Source organism: Oricola sp., assembly GCF_965230365.1.
Classification (GTDB): domain Bacteria; phylum Pseudomonadota; class Alphaproteobacteria; order Rhizobiales; family Rhizobiaceae; genus Oricola.
Genome location: NZ_OZ246003.1, coordinates 1,918,710 through 1,940,281, shown reverse-complemented (window position 1 = coordinate 1,940,281; position 21,572 = coordinate 1,918,710). Strand labels below are relative to the sequence as shown.

Annotated in this window: 19 protein-coding genes and 3 pseudogenes; 15 read left to right on the top strand and 7 right to left on the bottom strand. The window is 61.0% G+C overall.

The features are described 5' to 3' along the window. Window positions 1–48 precede the first annotated feature (48 nt). From ACO06R_RS09315 to ACO06R_RS09300, 4 genes are all read left to right on the top strand, one after another. Window positions 49–912, top strand: coding sequence for an ABC transporter permease subunit (locus tag ACO06R_RS09315; protein WP_421859313.1), 864 nt, complete (start codon window positions 49–51; stop codon window positions 910–912). A 4-nt stretch (window positions 913–916) separates the two neighbouring features. Continuing rightward, entirely contained in the window at window positions 917–1,669 is a 753-nt protein-coding gene (locus ACO06R_RS09310; RefSeq protein WP_421858863.1) for a hypothetical protein, read from the top strand. A gap of 87 nt (window positions 1,670–1,756) precedes the next feature. After that, a complete protein-coding gene (locus ACO06R_RS09305) occupies window positions 1,757–2,764 on the top strand; it encodes an ABC transporter ATP-binding protein (RefSeq protein WP_421858861.1) in 1,008 nt (335 codons plus the stop codon). After that, the gene (locus tag ACO06R_RS09300; protein WP_421858859.1) at window positions 2,761–3,768 is read left to right on the top strand and encodes a dipeptide ABC transporter ATP-binding protein; all 1,008 of its coding nucleotides are present in this window, start codon (window positions 2,761–2,763) and stop codon (window positions 3,766–3,768) included. Before ACO06R_RS09305 ends, ACO06R_RS09300 begins: the two co-directional genes overlap by 4 nt. A gap of 11 nt (window positions 3,769–3,779) precedes the next feature. Here the strand turns inward: ACO06R_RS09300 and ACO06R_RS09295 are convergent. Together ACO06R_RS09295 and ACO06R_RS09290 are read right to left on the bottom strand one after the other, a co-directional pair. After that, window positions 3,780–4,093, bottom strand: a pseudogene (locus ACO06R_RS09295) (HigA family addiction module antitoxin). Window positions 4,094–4,263: 170 nt separating this feature from the next. After that, a complete protein-coding gene (locus ACO06R_RS09290) occupies window positions 4,264–4,656 on the bottom strand; it encodes a DUF4345 family protein (RefSeq protein WP_421858856.1) in 393 nt (130 codons plus the stop codon). 89 nt (window positions 4,657–4,745) lie between these two features. On the opposite strand from ACO06R_RS09290, the gene ACO06R_RS09285 reads away from it, so the two are divergent. The 4 genes and pseudogenes from ACO06R_RS09285 to ACO06R_RS09270 all read left to right on the top strand — a co-directional run. After that, complete coding sequence (locus tag ACO06R_RS09285) at window positions 4,746–5,333, top strand: TetR/AcrR family transcriptional regulator (protein ID WP_421858853.1); 588 nt, start codon at window positions 4,746–4,748, stop codon at window positions 5,331–5,333. 363 nt (window positions 5,334–5,696) lie between these two features. Continuing rightward, window positions 5,697–6,041, top strand: a pseudogene (locus ACO06R_RS09280) (DUF932 domain-containing protein); the annotation flags it as partial. Window positions 6,042–6,199: 158 nt separating this feature from the next. Further along, window positions 6,200–7,540, top strand: a complete 1,341-nt coding sequence (locus tag ACO06R_RS09275) for a pentapeptide repeat-containing protein (protein ID WP_421858850.1) — start codon at window positions 6,200–6,202, stop codon at window positions 7,538–7,540. Window positions 7,541–7,725: 185 nt separating this feature from the next. Further along, window positions 7,726–8,234 (top strand): annotated as a pseudogene (locus ACO06R_RS09270) (ParB/RepB/Spo0J family partition protein); the annotation flags it as partial. Between the two features lie 1,238 nt (window positions 8,235–9,472). On the opposite strand, the gene choV reads toward ACO06R_RS09270, so the two are convergent. From choV to ACO06R_RS09255, 3 genes are all read right to left on the bottom strand, one after another. Then, window positions 9,473–10,507 (bottom strand): choline ABC transporter ATP-binding protein, encoded by a 1,035-nt coding sequence (gene choV, locus ACO06R_RS09265; protein WP_421858847.1) that lies wholly within the window; start codon window positions 10,505–10,507, stop codon window positions 9,473–9,475. A gap of 2 nt (window positions 10,508–10,509) precedes the next feature. Beyond that, on the bottom strand, window positions 10,510–11,349 hold the full coding sequence (choW, locus tag ACO06R_RS09260) for a choline ABC transporter permease subunit (RefSeq protein WP_421858845.1): 840 nt from the start codon (window positions 11,347–11,349) through the stop codon (window positions 10,510–10,512). 74 nt (window positions 11,350–11,423) lie between these two features. Next, window positions 11,424–12,356, bottom strand: coding sequence for a choline ABC transporter substrate-binding protein (locus ACO06R_RS09255; RefSeq protein ID WP_421858843.1), 933 nt, complete (start codon window positions 12,354–12,356; stop codon window positions 11,424–11,426). 110 nt (window positions 12,357–12,466) lie between these two features. On the opposite strand from ACO06R_RS09255, the gene betI reads away from it, so the two are divergent. From betI to betA, 4 genes are read left to right on the top strand one after another with little or no spacing between them, the layout of a single operon-like run. Further along, window positions 12,467–13,057 (top strand): transcriptional regulator BetI, encoded by a 591-nt coding sequence (gene betI, locus ACO06R_RS09250; RefSeq protein WP_421858841.1) that lies wholly within the window; start codon window positions 12,467–12,469, stop codon window positions 13,055–13,057. Window positions 13,058–13,083: 26 nt separating this feature from the next. Beyond that, on the top strand, window positions 13,084–14,571 hold the full coding sequence (gene betC / locus ACO06R_RS09245) for a choline-sulfatase (protein ID WP_421859311.1): 1,488 nt from the start codon (window positions 13,084–13,086) through the stop codon (window positions 14,569–14,571). A gap of 25 nt (window positions 14,572–14,596) precedes the next feature. Then, window positions 14,597–16,066 (top strand): betaine-aldehyde dehydrogenase, encoded by a 1,470-nt coding sequence (gene betB / locus ACO06R_RS09240; protein ID WP_421858838.1) that lies wholly within the window; start codon window positions 14,597–14,599, stop codon window positions 16,064–16,066. Between the two features lie 20 nt (window positions 16,067–16,086). Further along, complete coding sequence (gene betA / locus ACO06R_RS09235; RefSeq protein WP_421858836.1) at window positions 16,087–17,748, top strand: choline dehydrogenase; 1,662 nt, start codon at window positions 16,087–16,089, stop codon at window positions 17,746–17,748. 72 nt (window positions 17,749–17,820) lie between these two features. On the opposite strand, the gene ACO06R_RS09230 is transcribed toward betA, so the two are convergent. Both ACO06R_RS09230 and ACO06R_RS09225 read right to left on the bottom strand, forming a co-directional pair. Further along, window positions 17,821–19,791, bottom strand: coding sequence for a methyl-accepting chemotaxis protein (locus tag ACO06R_RS09230; protein ID WP_421858834.1), 1,971 nt, complete (start codon window positions 19,789–19,791; stop codon window positions 17,821–17,823). Window positions 19,792–20,097: 306 nt separating this feature from the next. Beyond that, window positions 20,098–20,394 carry an ArsR/SmtB family transcription factor gene (locus tag ACO06R_RS09225; protein WP_421858831.1) on the bottom strand — a complete coding sequence of 99 codons (297 nt, stop codon included), beginning with the start codon at window positions 20,392–20,394 and terminating at the stop codon, window positions 20,098–20,100. A gap of 80 nt (window positions 20,395–20,474) precedes the next feature. On the opposite strand from ACO06R_RS09225, the gene ACO06R_RS09220 reads away from it, so the two are divergent. From ACO06R_RS09220 to ACO06R_RS09210, 3 genes are read left to right on the top strand one after another with little or no spacing between them, the layout of a single operon-like run. Beyond that, window positions 20,475–20,699 (top strand): YgaP family membrane protein, encoded by a 225-nt coding sequence (locus tag ACO06R_RS09220; RefSeq protein WP_421858828.1) that lies wholly within the window; start codon window positions 20,475–20,477, stop codon window positions 20,697–20,699. Window position 20,700: 1 nt separating this feature from the next. Next, the gene (locus tag ACO06R_RS09215) at window positions 20,701–21,126 is read left to right on the top strand and encodes a YeeE/YedE family protein (RefSeq protein WP_421858825.1); all 426 of its coding nucleotides are present in this window, start codon (window positions 20,701–20,703) and stop codon (window positions 21,124–21,126) included. 1 nt (window position 21,127) lies between these two features. Then, entirely contained in the window at window positions 21,128–21,565 is a 438-nt protein-coding gene (locus ACO06R_RS09210; RefSeq protein WP_421858822.1) for a DUF6691 family protein, read from the top strand. Window positions 21,566–21,572: the final 7 nt, after the last annotated feature.

The window sequence follows — 21,572 nt, the reverse complement described above, 5'->3', positions numbered from 1 at the left end:
GAAACACGAACGGCAGAAAACGCCGATCCGCAGACCAGCGCCTGGCAGATGCGGCTCGCCATGCTGCGCGAGTTCTGGTTCTACTTCAGCCAGAACAAGGGCGCCGTGCTCGGCCTCTATGTCTTCGTCACGATCGTGTTTATCGCCGTCTTCGCGCCGCTGATCGCCCCGCACAGCCCCAGCCTGCAGAACCGCGGCTTCCTGCTTCTGCCGCCGTTCTGGATGGAAGGCGGCACGCTGACCTACCCGCTCGGCACCGATGCGGTCGGGCGCGACATCCTGTCGCGGCTGATCTACGGCGCGCGCTTCTCGCTGTTCATCGGGGTTGTCGTGGTGGCGATCTCGGTCTCGGTCGGCGTCATGGTCGGCCTGGTCGCGGGTTTCTTCCGCGGCTGGGTCGATACCGCCATCATGCGGGTGATGGACGTCATCCTGGCCTTTCCCTCGCTGTTGCTGGCGCTGGTCCTCGTTGCCATCCTCGGCCCCGGCCTGATGAACGCCATGATCGCCATCGCGCTCATCCTGCAACCGCATTTCGTTCGCCTGACACGCGCCTCGGTGCTGGCCGAGCGCGAGCGCGAATATGTCATCTCGGCGCGCGTCGCCGGCGCCGGCGTCTTTCGGCTGATGTTCGTCACCATCCTGCCCAATTGCCTCGGACCGCTGATCGTCCAGGCGACGCTGTCCTTTTCCAATGCCATCCTCGACGCCGCGGCCCTCGGTTTCCTCGGCATGGGCGCGCAGCCGCCAACGCCGGAATGGGGCACCATGCTGGCCGAGGCGCGCGAATTCATCCTGCGCGCCTGGTGGGTCGTCACTTTTCCCGGCCTCGCCATCCTGATCACCGTGCTGGCCATCAACCTGATGGGCGACGGCCTGCGCGACGCGCTCGATCCGAAACTGAAGAGCTGACACGGTGTTCGGGGCGCTTTTCCAATCGCTCGGACTGGCCAGTCCCCACGCCCAGGGAGCGTTGATCGCGGGTGCCTTCAGTTTCCTCGGCGTCGTACTGACTGGCTCGATCGGTATCTGGACCTGGTGGCGTAACAAGACAAAGGAGCGTCGGGATCGGGAGGAACTTCGGGAAGAACGAAAACACGATCTTCAGCTCGCGCTATGGAGCGAGATCGATGCGATCTGGACGCAATTGTTCCTGTTCGGTGACATCGACCGGCGCCTGGAACGCGTGCGCGCGACATTCGACGACTATCGCGCGTCCTATCGGGATTTCACGCCTTTTGTGACGTCAGCGAGCGGTTATTTCCTGATGGAGAAAGTAGCGGCCGATCTCGTTATTCTGGATCCCAAGGAGATCGAGCTGATTGTCCGGTTCTACCGGCAAATGAACCTCATCGATCAGATGGCCGATGACATGAGAACGCCGCAATACGCCGCGCTCGGCATGGATCGCAAACAAGCGCTGCTCGAACATTTCGAGCTGTCGAAACACCGGGCGGTCGAGATGGCTGAGAAATGCCTGCACGAACTGGAAAATGCGCTGGATCGGGAAGTATCCATGCGCCTGTCACACCGAAAGGCGCAACTGCGAACTCAGCAAATCAATAAAACGGAGCCGGCCCAAACTCCCCTGGTACAGGGAGAGGCTTCTGGTTCGCGGGCTTTTGTTCACCCGACTGACGAACAATCTTCATCGGAGGGAACTCCATGAGTTTCTCGTGTCCCCAATATAGTCATTTTGCGATTGATTTTCAAACCGCCCGCAATGCGGCCTCCCGGCAATTGGGAAGGTGAAAACATGCCTCTCCTCGAAATCGAAAACCTCACCGTCGCTTTCAAGACCTCCGCCGGCCCTTTCAAGGCGGTCGACAGCGTGTCGCTGACCTGCGACCGCGGCGAGATCCTGTCGATCGTCGGCGAATCCGGCTCCGGCAAATCCGTTCTGATGCTGGCGCTGATGGGGCTCCTGCCCTGGACGGCGAACGTCACCGCCGACCGCCTGCAATTCGACGGCCGCGACATGCTGTCGATCGCACCGCGCGACCGCCGGCGCATCATCGGCAAGGACATCGCGATGATCTTCCAGGAGCCGATGTCCAGCCTCAATCCGTGCTTTACCGTCGGCTTCCAGATCGGCGAGATGCTGCGCATCCACCTCGGTCTCAACCGGGCAGAACGTCGCGCCCGTGCCGTCGAACTGTTGAACCTTGTCGGCATCCCGGCGCCCGAAAGCCGGCTGTCTCAGTTCCCGCACCAGCTGTCCGGCGGGATGAGCCAGCGGGTCATGATCGCCATGTCGCTGGCCTGCAATCCCAAGCTGCTGATCGCCGACGAGCCGACGACCGCGCTCGATGTCACAATACAGGCGCAAATCCTCGACCTGTTGATCGACCTGCAGAAGCAGCACCACATGGGGCTGATCCTGATCACCCACGACATGGGCGTTGTCGCCGAGACCGCCGAGCGCGTGCAGGTGCAATATGCCGGCCAGAAAGTCGAGGAACAGGCGGTCGGCCCGCTGTTTGAAAACCCGCATCACCCCTACACGCAGGCGCTTCTGTCGGCATTGCCGGAGCGCGCCACCCGGCATGGCAAGCTGCCGTCCATCCCCGGCGTCGTGCCCGGTCTTTCGGACCGGCCCGAAGGCTGCCTGTTCTCGCCGCGTTGCGGTTACGCGACTGACCGGTGCCACCGCGCCGCCGCGCGCCAGAACGCACGCTACGGATCCGCGCTCTGCAACTACCCGCTCGAAAACGGGATACCGGCGCACCATCCGGACCATGCCGGAGAGGAGGCGGACCGATGAGCGACGTCACGATGGCGCGACCTGCGACAGCCGGCGAAATCGTCGTCGAGGCGCACGACCTGCAGCGCTTTTACGATGTCGGCGGCGGCATGTTCGGCAAGCCCGGCGTGGTCAGGGCGCTGAACGGCGTCAGCTTCTCGCTGGAAGCCGGCAAGACGCTGGCCATTGTCGGCGAATCCGGCTGCGGCAAGTCCACGCTCGCCCGCCTCGTCACCATGATCGAAGCGCCGACCGCCGGCAGCCTGTTGATCGACGGCGAGCCGGTCACCGCCTCGAGCGCGTCCTTGCGCCGCAAGATGCAGATCGTCTTCCAGAACCCGTACGGCTCGCTCAATCCGCGCCAGAAGGTCGGCGCCATCCTCGAGGAGCCGCTGAAGATCAACACGAGCGACGACGCGGCCACCCGCAAGCGCAAGGCGTTCGAGATGATGGACCGCGTCGGCCTGCGCACCGAGCACTACGAACGCTATCCGCACATGTTTTCCGGCGGCCAGCGCCAGCGCATTGCCATTGCCCGCGCGTTGATGCTCAACCCGAAGATCCTCGTCCTCGACGAGCCGGTCTCCGCACTCGACGTGTCGATCCAGGCGCAGGTGCTCAACATCCTGATGGACCTGCAGCGCGAACTCGGCCTCGCCTATCTGTTCATCAGCCACGACCTCTCGGTGGTGCGCCACATCGCCAACGACATCATGGTCATGTATCTCGGCAAGCCGGTCGAATACGGAACGGCGGAGGATGTCTTCGCCGCGCCGCGCCACCCCTACACCGCCGCGCTCCTGTCGGCGACGCCGATTGCCGATCCGGCGCACAAGAAGCACCGCATCAGGCTTTCGGGTGAATTGCCCTCGCCGCTCGCTCCGCCGCGCGGCTGCGGCTTCAACCCGCGCTGCTGGAAGGCCGGTGACGACTGCCGGCGCGACGAACCGCCACTTCACCGCGACGGCGCGCAGGCCTTCGCCTGCTTCCACCCGCTGACCGAAAGCGACCGGCGGATGGAGTGAGGTGGAATCTGCTATGCCGCTGTCGGCTCGATGGTTTCGAGAATCCCACCGATCTCGCGGCGGCGCCGCATGAGGTCGAAGTCCGCCTGCAGGCCAAGGATAAATCCTTCCGACATGCCGAAATGGCGCGCCAGCCGCAAATCGGTATCGGCGGTGATGACGCGCTTGCCGAGTATGGTCCCGTTGGTTCGGCGCGGCGGCACATGCACGGCATGCGCAAGCGCGTTCTGGCTGAGTTTCATCGGCTTCGGGAATTCCTCGGCCAGGATTTCTCCGGATGCGGATCGGGTAGAAGCTCTGTCATGGCAGTCGACGGTTCCGACATTGCGCGGCGCGCGCACCATTCTCATCGCGTTCTGAGTTTGAATGAGTCTGGACCTTACACCAGGGTCCGATCCCGATTAGGCACGGGGTGAAACCGACCGGCTCCACCCGATCATATCATCTCGATGCAACCCAAAGCAGACATGAGAAGAGTTTTCATTTACGCGGGCTCTAAGAGTAGTTTTTCTTAGCCTGCCGCATAACTGAACGATACCACGGGATAAACAAAACCGCTCCGATCTCAAATGCAATCACACCGACAAGAGCCGGCTGCGGAGCGCCGTACTCAACCGCTGCATATGCTCGAGCCAAACCACCTGCGGCCGTAGCTGCAAGGATAATGACAAGCACGGCATATGCTTTTTCCAAATTCGCTACGATCCAGATGGCGAGCAGAAATGGCAGCATCGACCGGATGCCCCAAAACCGGACCTGACCGTCAAGCTCCGTTGTAATCAGCTCATTTGGGAGCAGGCGGGCCGCCCCCTGGAACAAGGACATGGCGCCCAGAAGAAAGGGAATGAAAGCCGCCACAAGGAGCGCGACTTGAAAAGCAAGTCTCATCGGGACACCCGGCATTTGAACATTGTTTAAATGCATATCTAAACGATGCTAAGATTGCGTCAACCACTCGCCCGTGCTTTATCGAGAAAATGTCGAACAAAACCCAAACTCGCGAGACCTATCATCACGGCGATCTTCCGGACACGTTGATCAAAGAAGGCGCAAGGTTGTTAGCTGAAAGTGGGGTTGAAGGCTTCAGTTTGCGTCAGGTTGCACGACGCGCAGGAGTAACCGTTGCAGCGCCATCACACCATTTTGGCAGCGCCAGAGGTCTATTGACAGCCATTGCCACGGAGGGCTTCACAAGACTCGCAAGGCAAATGGAAGCCACCGCAGCGAGCGATTGCAACCCTGAAGAAGTCATCATCTTGATGTGCAAGGCATATGTCGAAATGGGATTGACCGAGCCCGGATATGCCAGCGTCATGTTCCGTCTTGATCTTCTGGATGCTGAGGATGAGCGCTTCCGGCATCGCGCGTTTGATGCGTTCGAATTGCTTAAAGCTGCTTTTCGAGATGCAGCACCAGACAAGGCCACAGAAGCACAGGTTTCAACCGCTACAATGGCTCTTTGGGCCACGATGCACGGCATAATGGTCCTGCCGATGATTGAATCTGAAAACGCTGAGAAGATAATACGTTCCACTGTTTGTTCGCATCTGGCCGGAATGCAATGAACCCGTCGGAGCGTTTCCCGGTTGGATTGAAGCGGTTTGTTGGATGCAACTCGGATTCGTCACTGTTCCAACTCCCTGAGCCGCCGACGCAAGAAACTTGTCCACCGACCCAAAACCTCCCTTACAATTCCTCCCGCCTTCTTTTGGAAGCCGGGTCTAGAACCGACCGCCCGGAAGAGGGACGGTGCCCGGTTGGGTGAGGAGTGCGCGACCGCTGGTCGGTCCATCGGCAGCGATCTGCCGATTGGAGCGACGAACGCCCGGATCGAAAGTGAAGAGCCGGCGGTCGTGTCAGGTAACTCACCTGGGTGATGAACCCCCAAGCCGGGGCGGTACGAAGCGGCGCGCGCAGTCTTGTTTTCCCGGACATCGTTCCGGGCCGCCTCCCGCTTCGCCCACGAGGCCGCCCCGGCGCTCAGCCGTTTCGCCGAGTCCTCCCCCGCGCCCTTCATCGACGGCATCCGCGTCGCGCGCGAGAAGATCGTCGCGCGGTCGGACGAGGACCGTCAGGACTTCCTGCGCAAACGCGGATTCTCGAAGGCGGAGGCGGGGCGGATCGTCGAAACGGTGCTGGCCGAGGAAGGCCGTCCGCCCGAGAGCGTCTTCGACTTTGTACAGGGGATCACTGCGGTCGCCCGGTCGAAGCCGCAGCAGGATGCGCGGTTGGTGATCGAGGGGAAGGCGAAGGCGTTGCTGGAGAAGGTTTGAAAAGCCGGCTCTAATCCCGCTCCGGGTATCGGAGATCAAAATTGGCACTCCTATTGCCAACTGCTAGCCAGAGGCATCAGAATTCCCTATACTCGAGAGTATGCGACGTCTGATAGTAACTCTCTAGAAGAAAGCCTATGTCTTGAGGTTTTGTCAGAATGGTACGGAAGTTATCTGAAATTGCACTTCATAGGCCGGCGGCAAGCCTAAAGCCAGCTGTATTTTTCCTCAAGGTTCCTAATGTGTGTTCGCTTCTTACGGTCTGTTTCTTGATCCTTTCTGTTGAGATCGCTCGCTCCGATCCAGCTGAACTTGGTCTGGATCCAACTATTTGCCGGCCATCCACAAATCCCGGCCGGGTTACAGAATATCTTCCATGCTCGAACCCGGTCGGGACCCGGCTATCGTACGACGAAATTCTCGGTCGGATAAATTCACATCTGGATTGGTTGGAAGGGAGAGATTATCCGGATGGGCTTCGAGGTCTTAACCAAGGCGATAGGTCGCGTGTACTTAACCTGTGCAACGTGGATCTTACAGGTGGTGATTTCGAAGCGGCACTTCGTGACAGCATCAGACTACCCTTCAATCGCCCTGTGCTTGCGGGTGCTTACATGCCCGGCGCTGTTTTGAGAGGGGTAGATCTCCGAATCGTAGACCTCAGGGCCTCGTATCTGCATTGCATAGATTTTCGAGAAGCAGACCTTTCATCAGCCGACTTGTCTATGTCGAATATTGATGGGTCAGACTTTTCCGGAGCAAGATTGCGCGACACTCACCTTAACCCAAGCAATATGCAGGGCGTAGACCTGCACAGTACCGAGTTTCAACCCTCTAGTCTGATGTCACCGAATTTCTTGAATGATTTTCGGGGACTGCGAGAGATGCATCTCGATCCGAACGACCTTTCAGAAGCTCGACTTCTCATTCGGCATTTTGATGAGGCAGGACATCCAAGTAGTGCATCAGATGTCATGTTTGCTGTTGAGAGCGCAATTACGCGTGGACTTATGGACGCTGGTTCCTCCATTTTTGAAAGAGCAAGAGGCTTGGTTCGAATGGTTTCTCTCGGGTTTCTACTTGAATACGGTCTCAGTACTCATCGTATTTATTTGACCATTACCGCTTTAATAATCTTTGCAACTTTCTTCTATTCAACCGCGATCTGGCGGCAAGCAAGCGGCGGAAAGCGACAGGAAATCTTTATAAAATTGCCGGCGGGTGAGCCTATTCAGAATCGGTATGGGAAATTTGAACTGCGCCAAGACGATATCCTCGAACCTATTCGATCCACCGGATTTCGCGCAATTGTCGATGGATTCCTCCTAGCAATTGTTAGCTCACTGAAAGTAGCCATTGGACCAATAAACCTCGCTGCCAGTATTTCGGATTTTCGCCCGCTCAAGCTAAGCTACTCATTGACTGGGCGTAGCCGTGTCTTGGCTGGTCTGATTGCGGTTGCGATACCAGGACTTCTCGGCCTTAGCTTTTACTACTAAGGACTTGCAGAGGTCGCGATTGGAAATGTGATAGCTTGGGATCACTAGATCGGCGTGTTCGCGCAGATGCTGCGCAAGATAGCTGTTTGAGCGCAACGCAACCAGAGTAAGAGGTGAGCCGGGTTTTCCGCAACGGGTTTGGAGGTCCGGAGAGAGGCTCCAGGCCGGCCTGTCGCGGAGATATCCTGATGACCAAGCAACAGAAACTCACCCTCAGCGCCTCACGCGATATACCCTTCAACAAGCTGAAGCTCAGCCAGTCGAACGTGCACCACGTCAAGGCGGGCGTGTCGATCGAGGAACTGGCCGAGGGTGAGGCGCGCCTGCAAATCGGTCCGGTGGACCGATTTGAGCGCCGAACGCCATTCGCCATGCGAATGGCCGGGCGCGGCGGACGCTGCTCAGCTCCATCACCGTGCGGCCCGTGCTGGACGAGAGCGGCGCCGAGACCGGCATGTACACGATCCCCGCCGGCGGGCGGCGGTTCCGGGCGCTCGAACTACTCGTCAAACAGAAGCGCATGAACAAGACCGCACTGGTGCCCTGCTTCGTGCGCACCGACGGGCTCGCCGAGGAGGACAGCCTGGCCGAAAACGTCCAGCGCGCGCCGCTGCATCCGCTCGACCAGTTCCGCGCCTTCCAGGCGATGCGCGAGAAGGGCCGCACCGAGGAAACTCGGAAAGCTGCCAGTTACTCAAAGTCAGCATTGTCCCGCTCGACAGTCCTTAGTGCATTCTGCAACAAGCGCCCACTCCCCGCCCTTCGCGGTCGTCTATCAGTGTGCATTGAATCGCACCGCAGGGACAGATCGTCGAGAACAACCCTGTTTTCCGCTACCCGGCCACGCCCGCGCGAAGAAATCGCGAAGTTTCTTTGTTCCGATTTATCCACCACCCCGCAAACCTCCCTTACACTCTGCCTTGCCCTTTCGCGGAAGCCCGGCGTGCACACCGGCTCACGGGGAAAGGGACGGTGCCCGGTTGGTGGCGCAGAGGTGCGTTGCTGGGTGATGAACCCCCAAGCCGGGGCGGCATGATGCGGCGCCGTATCTCTCCCCTTGCGGGAGAGAAAGCGATTTCAGCGACTTAGCCGCAGGCTAAGTGCTAGAAATCGCAAGAGAGGGGCAAATGAGCTGGAGGTGCGGAACACTGCGCACGCATCCGGTGACGCAAGCCCCTCTCTGGCAAAAACCAAGGACTTGGCTTCACCAAGCCCAGGTTTTTGCTTTCTCCCCCGCAAGGGGGGAGATACGAGCCCCGCCCGTTGCACAAATTTTTTTCTCTTTTTGGCGTTTCTCAAACGAATTCAATCGCATGGGCCGCGCGCGCCGCGAAACTTATGCAACGCCCCAAAGCCTCCCTTATGATTGTCCCGCCTTCTTTTGGAAGCCGGGTCTAGAACCGACCACCCGGAAGAGGGACGGTGCCTGCTGGGGTGAGGAGTGCTCGCCCGCAGGTCGGTCCATCGGCAACGAGTTGTCGATTGGAACGACGAACGCCCGGATCGAAAGTGAAGGGCCTGCGGCGGTGTCAGGTCACTCACCTGGGTGATGAACCCCCACGGCAGGGCGGCATGAAGCGGCGCGCGCAGTCTTGTTTTCCCGGACTTCGTTCCGGGCCGCCGACCGAGGCCGCAAGAACGCCGAGCGGGCGGTCCGAGGATCGCTATTACTAACTAGACGTTGCGATGCTTTGACCGCCCGTCTTCCAACTACGAGATAATCCGGTCTCAGGGAATGAGGCGCGGCGGCGATGACGCGCGCCTCTATCTCTCCCCGCGCGGGAGAGAGAGAACCGCCCGCGAAAAGTCAACGATTTGGCTTTTCGAGGTTCGAACGATTTCAACAGGTTAGCCGAGCGGAACGCGAGGACTAAACGTCAGAAATCGCAAGAGAGGGGCAAATGATCCTGAGTGGAAGAACGCGCCCGGCCCCTACCGCTTCACGCCCTTGTCGGCGAGCGCCTGCAGGATGCTGCGCGCGTCGATCATGCCGATCCCGGCCCCGTCGCGGGTGACGGCCAGCGTTTCGTCACCATCGAGGCAGAGATCCATGACTTCGGCCAGATGCATGTCATGTGCGATCTCGCGCGCGTCGTCCGGCACGTCGCCGTCGAACATCACGTCCTCGGCGGTCAGCACGCCGAGCGGGTTCATGTGCGCGACGAAATCGGCCACGTAGTCGTTCGCCGGATCGCGGATGATATCCTGCGGCGTGCCGCATTGCACGATGCGCCCGCCCTCCATGATGGCGATCCGGTCGCCGATCTTGAACGCTTCGTCGAGATCGTGGCTGACGAAGATGATGGTCCGCTTCAGATTGCGCTGCAGGTCGACCAGTTCATCCTGCAGGCGCGCGCGGATCAGCGGATCGAGCGCCGAAAACGGCTCGTCCATCAAAAGGATCGGCGCCTCGGTGGCGAAGGCGCGCGCCAGGCCGACGCGCTGCTGCATGCCGCCGGACAGTTCCGACACCTTGCGCTTGGCCCAGTCGGTCAATCCGACCAGTTCGAGCTGCTTGCGCGCCTTTTCCTCGCGCTCGCGCGCCGACATCCCCGACAATTCGAGCCCGAAGGCCACATTGTCGAGCACATTGCGCCACGGCAGCAGGCCGAACTGCTGGAACACCATCGAGACACGGCTGCGCCTGAGGTCGCGCAGCGTCCCGGCATCGGCGCCGGTCACCTCGACCATGCCGTCGCCGCTGTCGACGAAGACATTGCCGCGCACCACATCGTTGAGCCCGTTGACGGCGCGCAACAGTGTCGATTTTCCGGATCCGGAAAGCCCCATCAGCACCAGGATCTCGCCGGCGGCGACCGTCAGGTCGCAATCGTGCACGCCGAGCACCTGCTGGGTTTCCTTCTGGATTTCGGCCCTGTCCTTGCCTGCATCCATCAGCGGCAGAGCGATTTCCGGCGTGTCGCCGAAAACGATGGAGACCTTGTCGAAGACGACCGCGTTGCTCATGCTTACTGGCCCCCCTCGCCGATGCGCAGCATGCGGTCCAGCATGATCGCCAGGACCACGATGATGAAGCCGCTTTCGAAACCGAGCGCGGTGTTCACCGAATTGAGAGCGCGAACCACCGGAACGCCAAGCCCGTCGGCGCCGACGAGTGCGGCAATCACAACCATCGACAGCGAAAGCATGATGGTCTGGTTCAGGCCGGTCATGATCTGCGGCAGGGCCGACGGCAGTTCAACCCGCCACAGTTTCTGCGACGGCGTCGCGCCAAACGCGTCGGCTGCTTCCAACAGCGGCTGCGGCGTCGACGACACGCCCAGATGCGTCAGCCGGATCGGGGCCGGCAGCACGAAGATCACGGTCGCGATCAGGCCAGGCACCATGCCAATACCGAAAAACACAATCGCCGGAATGAGATAGACGAATGTCGGGAGAGTTTGCATCAAGTCGAGAACCGGCCGCATCACGGCATAGAGCCGCGGCCGGTGGGCGGCGGCGATGCCGATCGGCACCCCGACGGCCATGCAGACCACGCAGGCCGACAGCACCAGTGTCAGGCTTTCCGTGGTTTCTTCCCAATAGCCCTGATTGAGGATGAACAGGAAACCCAGCAGCACGAAACCCGCCGTTTTCCAACTGCGCTGCAGCCACCATGCGAAGGCCACGATGACCAGCACGACCACCAGTTCGGGCGGAGTTTGGAATATCCAGAGAAGCGCGTCGATCAACGCTTCCATCGCGGTCGCAAGGCCGTCGAAGAACCACGCGCCATTGTCCTGCAGCCAGTCAAAACCGGCTTTGGCCCACTTACCGACGGGTATCTTCGTTTCAGTGAGCCAATCCATCCGCTATCCCCTTGTGACCACCAGCGGAATACCAGAGTGCCGCCCCGGACCGCAATCCGGGACGGCACTGACGATCAGAGGCCGAGCGTGGCCTTGACCGCGGCCATGGCGTCCCCGCCATCCTTTGTCGTCACGCCGTCGAGCCAGCCGTCGAGCACGCCCGGGTTGGCCTTCAGCCAGGCAGCCGCCGCGTCGTCAGGGTTCTCGCCGTCGTTGAGGATCGCGCCCATGATTTCGTTTTCCATGGCGAGGGTGAACTTCAGATTGCCAAGGAGGGCACCGACATTCGAACACTCCGCCGCATAGCCGGCCCGCACATTCGTGTAGACAGTCGCGCCGCCGAAATCCGGACCGAAATAGTCGTCACCGCCGGCCAGGTAGGTCAGCTTGAAATTGGCGTTCATCGGGTGCGGCTCCCAGCCGAGGAAGACGATCGGTTCGCCACGCTTGCTGGCGCGGTCGACCTGGGCAAGCATCCCCTGCTCCGAGCTTTCTGCGACTTCGAAGCCCGACAGGCCGAAGGCGTCGCTGCCGATCATGTCCATGATCAGGCGGTTGCCGTCATTACCCGGCTCGATGCCGTAGATCTTGCCTTCCAGCGCGTCCTTGTGGGATGCGATGTCGCCAAAACCCTTGATGCCCAAATCGGCGGCGGCCTTGTTGACGGCCAGCGTGTACTTCGCGCCTTCCAGGTTCTCGCGCACCGTCTCCACGCTTCCATCCTCGCGATACGGCGCGATGTCGGCCTCCATGGTCGGCATCCAGTTGCCGAGGAAGATATCGACGTCGCCGGACTTCAGCGACGCGTAGGTAACCGGAACCGACAGCACCTTCACATCGACATCATAGCCGAGACCTTCCAGCACCGTCTTCGTTGCCGCGGTCGTCGCGGTGATGTCGGTCCAGCCAACATCCGAAAACGTTACTTCGTCGCATTGCGCAAAGGCGAGGCTCGTGGACGCCGCCAACGCAGCCGCCATCGCAATGGTCGATTTCAATACACTCATACCGATCTCCCTTTCGGTTTCCGCTTGATGACGGAAAACTTGATTGACCAGTCAATAAAAAACCATATTTTCGCGAATGCAACCTCTGTTTTGGGATTGGTGACAGCGAAATGCCGAAATACGGGATGGAGCCGATCCGGCGCTCAGCCCTCATCGACGCAACGATCCGCGAAATCGGCCAGGTCGGCTCATTGGAGGTGACCGTGGGTCAGATCGCGCGACGCGCTGGCATGTCCTCAGCGCTTGCCCATCACTATTTCGGCTCCAAGGAGCAGATTTTCCTGGCGGCCATGAGCCGCATCCTGACCGAGTTCTCCGAGGATGTCCGCGCCAGGTTGAAGACGCGGCGTGACCCGCTCGACCGTCTGGAAGCCATCATCGAGGCGAGTTTCGGTCCCCGGCAGTTCGACCGGGATGTCGTCGCCGCCTGGCTGGCTTTCTACGTTCAGGCGCAAAACTCGCCGCATGCCTCGCGCCTGCTCCGCGTTTATGCTCGGCGGCTGGACAGCAATCTGGTCTACAACCTGCGTCAGTTGGTCGACGAGACGCCTGCGCGGCGCATTGCGCAAAGCCTGGCGTCCATGATCGACGGCTTCTACATCCGCCATGCGCTGCAGGATCATGTGCCAGATCGCCTTGGCACGATGGAACTGGTCAGGGAATACTTGGAGATCGGCCTGGAGCGGGAGCGCAAACGGTGACCCGCCGGCCGAACATCCTGATCCTGATGGTCGACCAGTTGAACGGCACGCTGTTTCCGGATGGCCCGGCCGACTTTCTGCACGCGCCGAACTTGCGACGGCTGGCGGAGCGCTCGGTCTGTTTCGCCAACGCCTATACCGCGTCGCCGCTGTGCGCGCCGGGACGTGCCAGCTTCATGTCGGGCCAGCTGCCGCGCCGCACGCGGGTTTATGACAACGCGGCCGAGTTTGCCTCCGACATTCCGACTTTTGCGCATCACCTGCGCCGCGCCGGCTACGCCACGTGCCTTTCCGGCAAGATGCACTTTGTCGGACCCGACCAGCTGCACGGTTTCGAGGAACGACTGACGACCGACATCTATCCGGCCGACTTCGGCTGGACGCCAGACTACCGCAAGCCTGGCGAGCGGATCGACTGGTGGTATCACAACATGGGTTCGGTCACTGGCGCGGGGGTCGCCGAAGTTTCCAACCAGATGGAGTATGACGACGACGTCGCCTTTCAGGCGGTTCGCAAGATCCACGATTATGGCCGCGGCAAGGATGAACGGCCGTTCTGCATGACGGTCAGTTTCACCCACCCGCATGACCCCTATGTCGCGCGCCAACGGTTCTGGGGCCTTTACGCTGATTGCGAACATCTGCTGCCGCAGGTCCCGGCGATCGACTACGAGGAACACGATCCGCATTCGAGACGCATCTTCGACGCCAATGACTGGCGCAACTTTACGATCGCGGAAGACGACATCCGGCGATCGCGACGCGCATACTTCGCAAACATCTCCTATCTCGATGAAAAGATTGGTGAAATACTGCACGCGCTCGAAGCCATGCGCTTGACCGACGACACCACGATCCTGTTCGTCTCCGACCACGGAGATATGCTGGGCGAGCGCGGCCTGTGGTTCAAGATGTCGTTCTTCGAGGGCTCGGCGCGCGTGCCCTTGATGATCGCCCACGCAGACCTGCCGCCGGCATGCATAGACACCCCTGTCAGCACGCTCGATGTGTTGCCGACCGTCAGCGATCTCGCCGGCATCGATCTCACCGAAATCATGCCGTGGACGGATGGCGAGAGCCTCGTTTCGCTGGCAAAAGGCGGGACGCGCAAAGCGCCGGTTCTGATGGAATACGCCGCAGAGGCCTCCCATGCGCCGATGGTCGCGATACGCAGCGGCCCCTGGAAATACACCCGTTGCGAACTCGACCCGCCGCAGCTTTTCAATCTGGACGACGACCCGCAGGAACTGGCAAACCTCGCCGGCAAGCCCGAATGCGCCGAGATCGCCAACCGGTTTGCCACCGAGGTTCGCGCCCGGTGGGACATGGAGGCCTTCGACGCTGAGGTCCGCCAGTCGCAGGCGCGACGATGGGTCGTCTATGAAGCACTGCGCAACGGCGCTTACTACCCTTGGGACTATCAGCCGCTGCAACAGGCTTCGCAGCGATACATGCGCAACCACATGGATTTGAACACGGTCGAGGAAAGCCAGCGCTTTCCGAGAGGCGAATGACACGGCCCGTCACAGGATCGGACAGATGACAGAAAGCTACACAATTCAACCCGCCGCCAGCCACTTCATTGGTGGCGAATATGTCGAGGACACGACCGGAGAACCGATCGATGTTGTCTATCCGGCGACCGGCAAGCCGATCGCGCGGGTGCATGCGGCAACACCCGCGATCATCGAGAAGGCGCTGGCGAGCGCGGCAGAAGCGCAAGCAGCATGGGCGGCCATGACCGGTACCGAGCGCGGGCGTGTGCTGCGCCGTGCCGCAGACATCATGCGCGAGCGCAACCGGCCGCTATCGGTACTGGAGACCTGGGACACGGGAAAGCCACTGTCGGAAACCCTGGTTGCCGATGCGACAAGCGCCGCGGACGCGCTTGAGTATTTCGGCGGCATTGCCGGCAGCCTGACCGGCGAGCACATTCCGCTTGCCGGCGGCGATTTCGTCTACACAAGGCGCGAGGCGCTTGGGGTTTGTGTCGGCATCGGCGCCTGGAATTACCCGACCCAGATCGCCGCCTGGAAAGGCGCACCGGCGCTTGCCTGCGGCAACACCATGGTTTTCAAGCCGTCGGAGACCACACCGCTCTGCGCGCTCAAGGTCGCGGAAATCCTGCATGAGGCAGGTGCGCCGGCCGGCGTCTACAACGTCATCCAGGGCATGGGCCTTGTCGGCCGCAGCCTCGTCGACGACCCGCGCGTCGCCAAGGTTTCGCTCACAGGATCGGTGCCGACCGGCCGCAAGGTCTATCAGGCCGCTGCGGCCGGGCTGAAGCACGTGACGATGGAGCTCGGCGGCAAGTCGCCCATGCTGGTGTTTGACGATGCCGATCTGGACAGCGCCATCTCCGGCGCCGTGCTCGGCAATTTCTACTCCTCGGGCCAGGTCTGCTCGAACGGGACGCGGGTTTTCGTGCAGCGCGGCATCCGCGAGGCGTTTGTCGAGCGCATGATCGAACGCCTCAAGACCGGCGTAAAAATCGGCGACCCGCAAGACGAGACGGTGAACTTCGGGCCGATCTCCAACGCGCGGCAACTCGATATCATCGAGCGCTACATCCGCAAGGGCGTTGAGGAAGGCGCAACGTTAGCCTATGGCGGCAAGCGCATCGGCAATGACGGCTTCTACCTCGAACCGGCGATCTTCACCGATGTCACCGACGATATGACCATCGCCCGCGAAGAGATCTTCGGGCCGGTGCTCTCGGTTCTCGATTTCGACACCGAGGAAGAAGCGCTGCGTCGCGCCAACGCGACAGAGTTTGGTCTCGCCGCCGGCGTGTTCACCAAGGACCTTGAACGCGCGCACCGGGTGGCCGCCGGTTTTGAAGCCGGCACATGCTACATCAACACTTACAACCTTGCTCCAGTCGAAGCGCCCTTCGGCGGCAGCAAGCTCTCCGGTGTTGGACGGGAGAACTCGAAGGCGGCGATCTCGCACTACTCCGAGATCAAGTCCGTCTACGTGGCCATGAACCCTTGTGAGGCGCCGTTCTAGTATGAAAGCGGTTTTCTAGCATGGAAGCAGACTTTGTGATCATCGGCTCGGGCTCTGCCGGCTCGGCCATGGCATTCCGCCTGTCGGAAGACGGCAAGCACAGCGTCATCGTAATCGAGGCGGGTGGTACCGATATCGGCCCCTTCATCCAGATGCCGGGTGCGCTCTCCTACCCGATGAACATGCCGCGCTACGACTGGGGCTACAAATCCGAGCCGGAGCCGCAGCTCGGCGGCCGGCAACTGGCGACGCCGCGCGGCAAAGTGATCGGCGGCTCCTCGTCGATCAACGGCATGGTATATGTGCGCGGCCATGCCCGAGACTACGACTTCTGGGCGCAGAGCGGTGCGGATGGCTGGGCCTATTCCGACGTGCTCCCCTACTTCAAGCGCATGGAAAACTGGCATTCCGGCGGGCATGGCGGTGATGCGCAATGGCGCGGCGATTCCGGCCCGTTGCACGTCACCCGCGGCAAGCGCGACAACCCGCTCTTCCATGCCTTCGTGGAGGCTGGCAAGCAGGCGGGTTTCGAGGTCACCGGCGATTACAATGGCGAGCAGCAGGAAGGCTTCGGCCCGATGGAGCAGACGGTCTGGAAGGGCCGGCGCTGGTCCACTGCAAACGCCTATTTGAAACCGGCGCTGAAGCGGAAGAACTGCTCCATAGTCTACGGCCTCGCCCGCAAGATCGTTATCGAAGACCAGCGGGCGACCGGCGTCGAGATCGAAAGCGGCGGCAAGGTCCAGACCGTGACGGCGCGCCGCGAGGTGATTGTCGCCGCCTCGTCGATCAACTCGCCGAAATTGCTGATGCTGTCGGGTATCGGACCTGCGGCGCATTTGGCCGAGCATGGCATCCCGGTCGTTGCCGACAGTCCGGGTGTCGGCCAGAACCTGCAGGACCATCTGGAGCTTTACATCCAGCAAGCATCGCTGAAGCCGATCACGCTCTACAAGTACTGGAACCTGTTCGGCAAAGCGTGGGTCGGTGCCCGCTGGCTGTTCACCAAGACCGGACCGGGAGCGTCGAACCAGTTCGAAAGTGCTGCTTTCGTGCGGTCGAAACCCGGCGTCGAATATCCCGACATCCAGTACCACTTTCTCCCCATCGCGGTGCGCTACGACGGGCAGGCCGCCGCCGAGGGGCATGGTTTTCAGGCCCATGTCGGCCCAATGCGTTCACCGTCGCGCGGCTCGGTCACGCTGCGCTCGGCCGACCCTAAGGACGCACCGATCATCCGCTTCAACTACATGAGCCACGAGCAGGACTGGATCGACTTTCGGCACTGCATCCGCCTCACCCGCGAGATATTCGGCCAGCAGGCGTTCGATGAGTACCGCGGCAAGGAAATCCAGCCGGGCCAGTATGTGCAGACGGATGATCAGTTGGACGATTTCATCCGCGAGCATGCCGAAAGCGCCTACCATCCCTGCGGCACAGCTCGCATGGGCCGGCGCGGCGACCTGATGGCGGTGGTCGATCCGCAATGCCGGGTCATCGGCGTCGACGGACTGCGCCTCGCCGACAGTTCCGTCTTCCCGCAGATCACCAATGGCAATCTGAATGCCCCGTCGATCATGGTTGGCGAAAAGGCTTCGGACCACATTTTGGGCCGTACGCCACTGCCGCGCGATGAGGCGACGCCGTGGATCAATCCGCGCTGGCCGATCTCCGATCGCTAGCGTTACCTGAGAAAAAGCCGGCAGCCGCATGGCGGTTGCCGGCCCTTGGCTCTGGATAGAACCGGAAGTTTCCTAGAAATCTTCCCATTCGTCTTGCTTGACGGCGAGATTGGACGGCCCGGAGAAAGCTTTCACGACATCCCTGACCATCTCCCGTGCCGGCGAGCGCGCGGGGGCGTTCGAACCGTCCCGGCGATTGTCGACCGCCACCGGGCGCGAGCCCGCATCGGCCACCTGGAAGCGCTCGACTTGTGACTGTAGCCCCGACGAATCCGTCGCCAGCAGTTGGATCAGCTTGCCGGCGTCGTCGACCATCGAAGCATTGCGCTGGGTGACCTCGTCAAGCTGCGCAATCGACACCCGGATCTCCTTCAGGCCGGTGGCCTGCTGCGACGAAGCGACCGCGATCGACTGGATGTTCTCGTTCACGTCATTGACCTTCTCGGAGATCTGAAGCAGCGACTCGCCGGTCCGATTGACCAGTTGCACGCCCGTCGACACTTCATCGGTCGACTTGAGGATCAGCGTCTTGATCTCCTTTGCCGCGTTTGCCGAGCGCTGCGCCAGTTCACGAACCTCCTGGGCGACCACGGCAAAGCCCTTGCCGGCTTCACCAGCCCGCGCCGCCTCCACTCCGGCGTTGAGCGCCAGCAAGTTGGTCTGGAAAGCGATTTCGTCGATCACATTGATGATCTTGGCGATTTCCGAGGACGCCTTTTCGATCTGGCCCATGGCGGCAACAGCGTCGGTGACGATTTTGCTGGAGGTCTCGGTATCCGCCTTGGTGGCACCGACTTTCTCGCTCGCTTCCATCGCGCGTTCCGCGGAGCTGGCAACCGTCGCGGTAATCTGCTCGATTGCCGCAGAGGTCTCCTCGAGCGAGGCAGCCTGCCGCTCGGTACGCTGCGCCAAATCCTCGACGGCCGTACGCATATCGGTGGAGTTGGTCTCGATCGTGCCCGAAAGCTGCCGGACATCGCCAAGCGCAATCCGCAGCTTCTCGACAGCGCTGTTGAAATCAACGCGCAGACCGTCAAGCTCCTGGGTAAACGGCTGATCGAGGCGGATGGTAAGATCGCCGGATGCGAGTTTCTGCAATCCGCCGCCAAGCGCCGCGACTGCGCTGTCGGTGAGCGACTGGCGCTCTATTTGCGCCTGTTCGCGATCGGCCCGCTCGGTCTCGCTGGAAGATCGTACGGCTTCCGCGTCCTGCTCGATACGGACCTTCGCCTCGGCGTTCTCGCGGAACACCTCAAGCGTCCGGGCCAGCGCGCCGATCTCGTTCTTTGCATCGGTATAGGGCACCGTGAGATCAAGCTCGCCATGCGCGAGCTGTTCAGCGGTACCCGTCAGCTGCGGGATGGGCCGCAGAAGCGCGCGTGCAACGAGGGTCATCGCCACGATGGCGGCAGCCATCACGAGAAGCGACGCCAGCGCGAGCCCCGTCATCATTTCCGTCGCAAGCGCGGTGATAACGGATTTCTCGACGCCGGCGTAGAGGATCCCGATGATCTCGCCAGTTGGCGAGAAGATCGGCTCGTAAATCGTGAAATACGGGGTTCCAAGGATCACGGCTTCGCCGCGGAAAGTCTTGCCGTCGGTAATCACCGGGTAGACCGAACCGCCTTGGCCGAGCTTGGTGCCCACGGCGCGGTTTCCATCCGGTTTGACGATGTTCGTCGTCTTGCGCCAGAAATCCCGTGTCGCCTGGTCCCAGGCAAAAATGGTGGCGGTTTCACCGGTCATGTGGCCGATGGAATCGATCATGGCGTGATTGTCGAATGCGTCGGGAACCGTCTCCATGACGATCCGCTCGACATTGCCATCGCTTCCCCAGGTAACTTCTGTTCCCGGCAAATCGCGTTCGGCGATGGTCGCGGCAATCCGCAAGCTCGTATCCTGGCGCGTCACGGCTTCGCCGGCGATACGGTCGGATACGATCATGTTGACGGCGGCAGAGACGGCGATCAGCGCCGCGGCGATGATAAGGGCTGTGGAGACCGAAACGACCCGAACGAGCCCAAATCGTGAAAGAATGTGCATTGTGGAAGCCTCATGAATAAAGGTTCGATTGACGTGCCAACCCCCTCGCAGGAACCGGCAAGCGCATAACGACGAATTCTTGGGTTTCTGGAGCACCGCAGCCGGGATCGAGCTACCGGCTTAGCGTGTGCGCAAGGGTGACATCATGTCGATGGTCGCGTCACAACGGCATTTACGACGCCCGTTTCGGCCTACGGGGTGACTTGATAATGGGGGGTTAATTATGAGCCGAAACGCGAGCTTTGGATGCGAGACGGTGTGGTGGAGCAACCGGAGCCGGCCCACAGGCTGCCGTTAGGCCTGATTTCATGCGCAGTAGAGGCCATGCAGTGTCTGAAGAACCGCTTCGACCTCGTTGCCGTTCAATGAATAGTAGATGGTCTGGGCATCCCTGCGGGTCGTCACCAACTCGGCGTCCCTGAGCTTCTTCAGGTGATGCGAAATCGCCGGTTGCGACAGACCGGTCGCATCCGCGAGACTGAGCACGCTGCGCTCGCCTTCCATGAGAAGGCACAGGATTCGAAGCCGCTGATGATGCGCCATCATCTCCAGCAGACGCGACGCATCGAACACCTTTTCCTCGAGATCGGATATATCAATCATATTTTATATTCGACCCATTGCATATTTATGATTACGAATATATATCGGGCGTCATCGGATCGCAACCCCGGAGCCCAGTGATGTTCAAGTCTGCAAATGTCGGCACGACTGATCGTGCCATCCGTCTGATCGTCGGCGCCCTGCTCGTCCTCTCGCTGTTTGTTCCGCTGCCGATGCTTTCCGGCGGCGGCCCGGTCGTGCACTGGGGGTTGCCCTTGATAGGTTTGGTGTTGATCGCGACTGCGGTTGTCCGCTTCTGTCCGCTGTACCGGATGATTGGCGCATCGACCTGCCGAACCGACTGACATGGAAACCGAATTCACCCCGTGGCTATCGCTCGGCGGCGGCGTACTGATTGGGCTGTCGGCGATTCTGCTGATGGCCCTGCATGGACGGATCGCCGGCATGACGGGGATCCTGTCGGGCGTCATCCCGCCGCTTGCGGCCGACTGGCCGTGGCGCGCCGCCTTTCTCGCCGGCGCGATCCTGGCCCCCATGGCTTTCGTTCTGGCCGGTGGCACAATCCCGTTTGCAGTGCCTGTCTCCTCGCCCACCCTGGCGATTGGCGGCCTCATTGTCGGGGTCGGCGTTTATTTCGGATCCGGCTGCACGAGCGGGCACGGTGTCTGCGGCATGGCTCGCCTGTCGCCGCGCTCCATTGTTGCAACGCTGGTTTTCATGGCATCGACCTTTGCCACGGTTTACGTCATGCGCCACATGATTGGAGGCTGAGATGGTTCGGTTTGTGTCGGCTTTGCTGATCGGCGTCATCTTCGGCATTGGCATCGCCCTTTCGGGAATGGCCAATCCAGCCAAGGTGCAGAACTTTTTTGATGTAGCCGGAACCTGGGATCCGAGCCTGATCTTCGTGATGGGCGGCGCGCTTGTCACCGCCGCGATTGGCTACCGGCTGCTGTTTGCAACGCGCGATGCACCGCTGCTCGAACGGTCGTTCGTTGTGCCGTCCAGCCGGACGATTGACGCGCGGCTCGTCGGCGGATCCGCCTTGTTCGGTATCGGATGGGGCATTTCGGGATTTTGTCCCGGAGGCGCGATTCCGGCGATCGGACTCGGCTACTTGGAAACACTCGTGTTCATGTCGGCGATGATCGCGGGTATGGTCATCGCTCGCACATTGAACATGGCCATCCTCAAACCAACAGCTGCCTGAGGCAAAG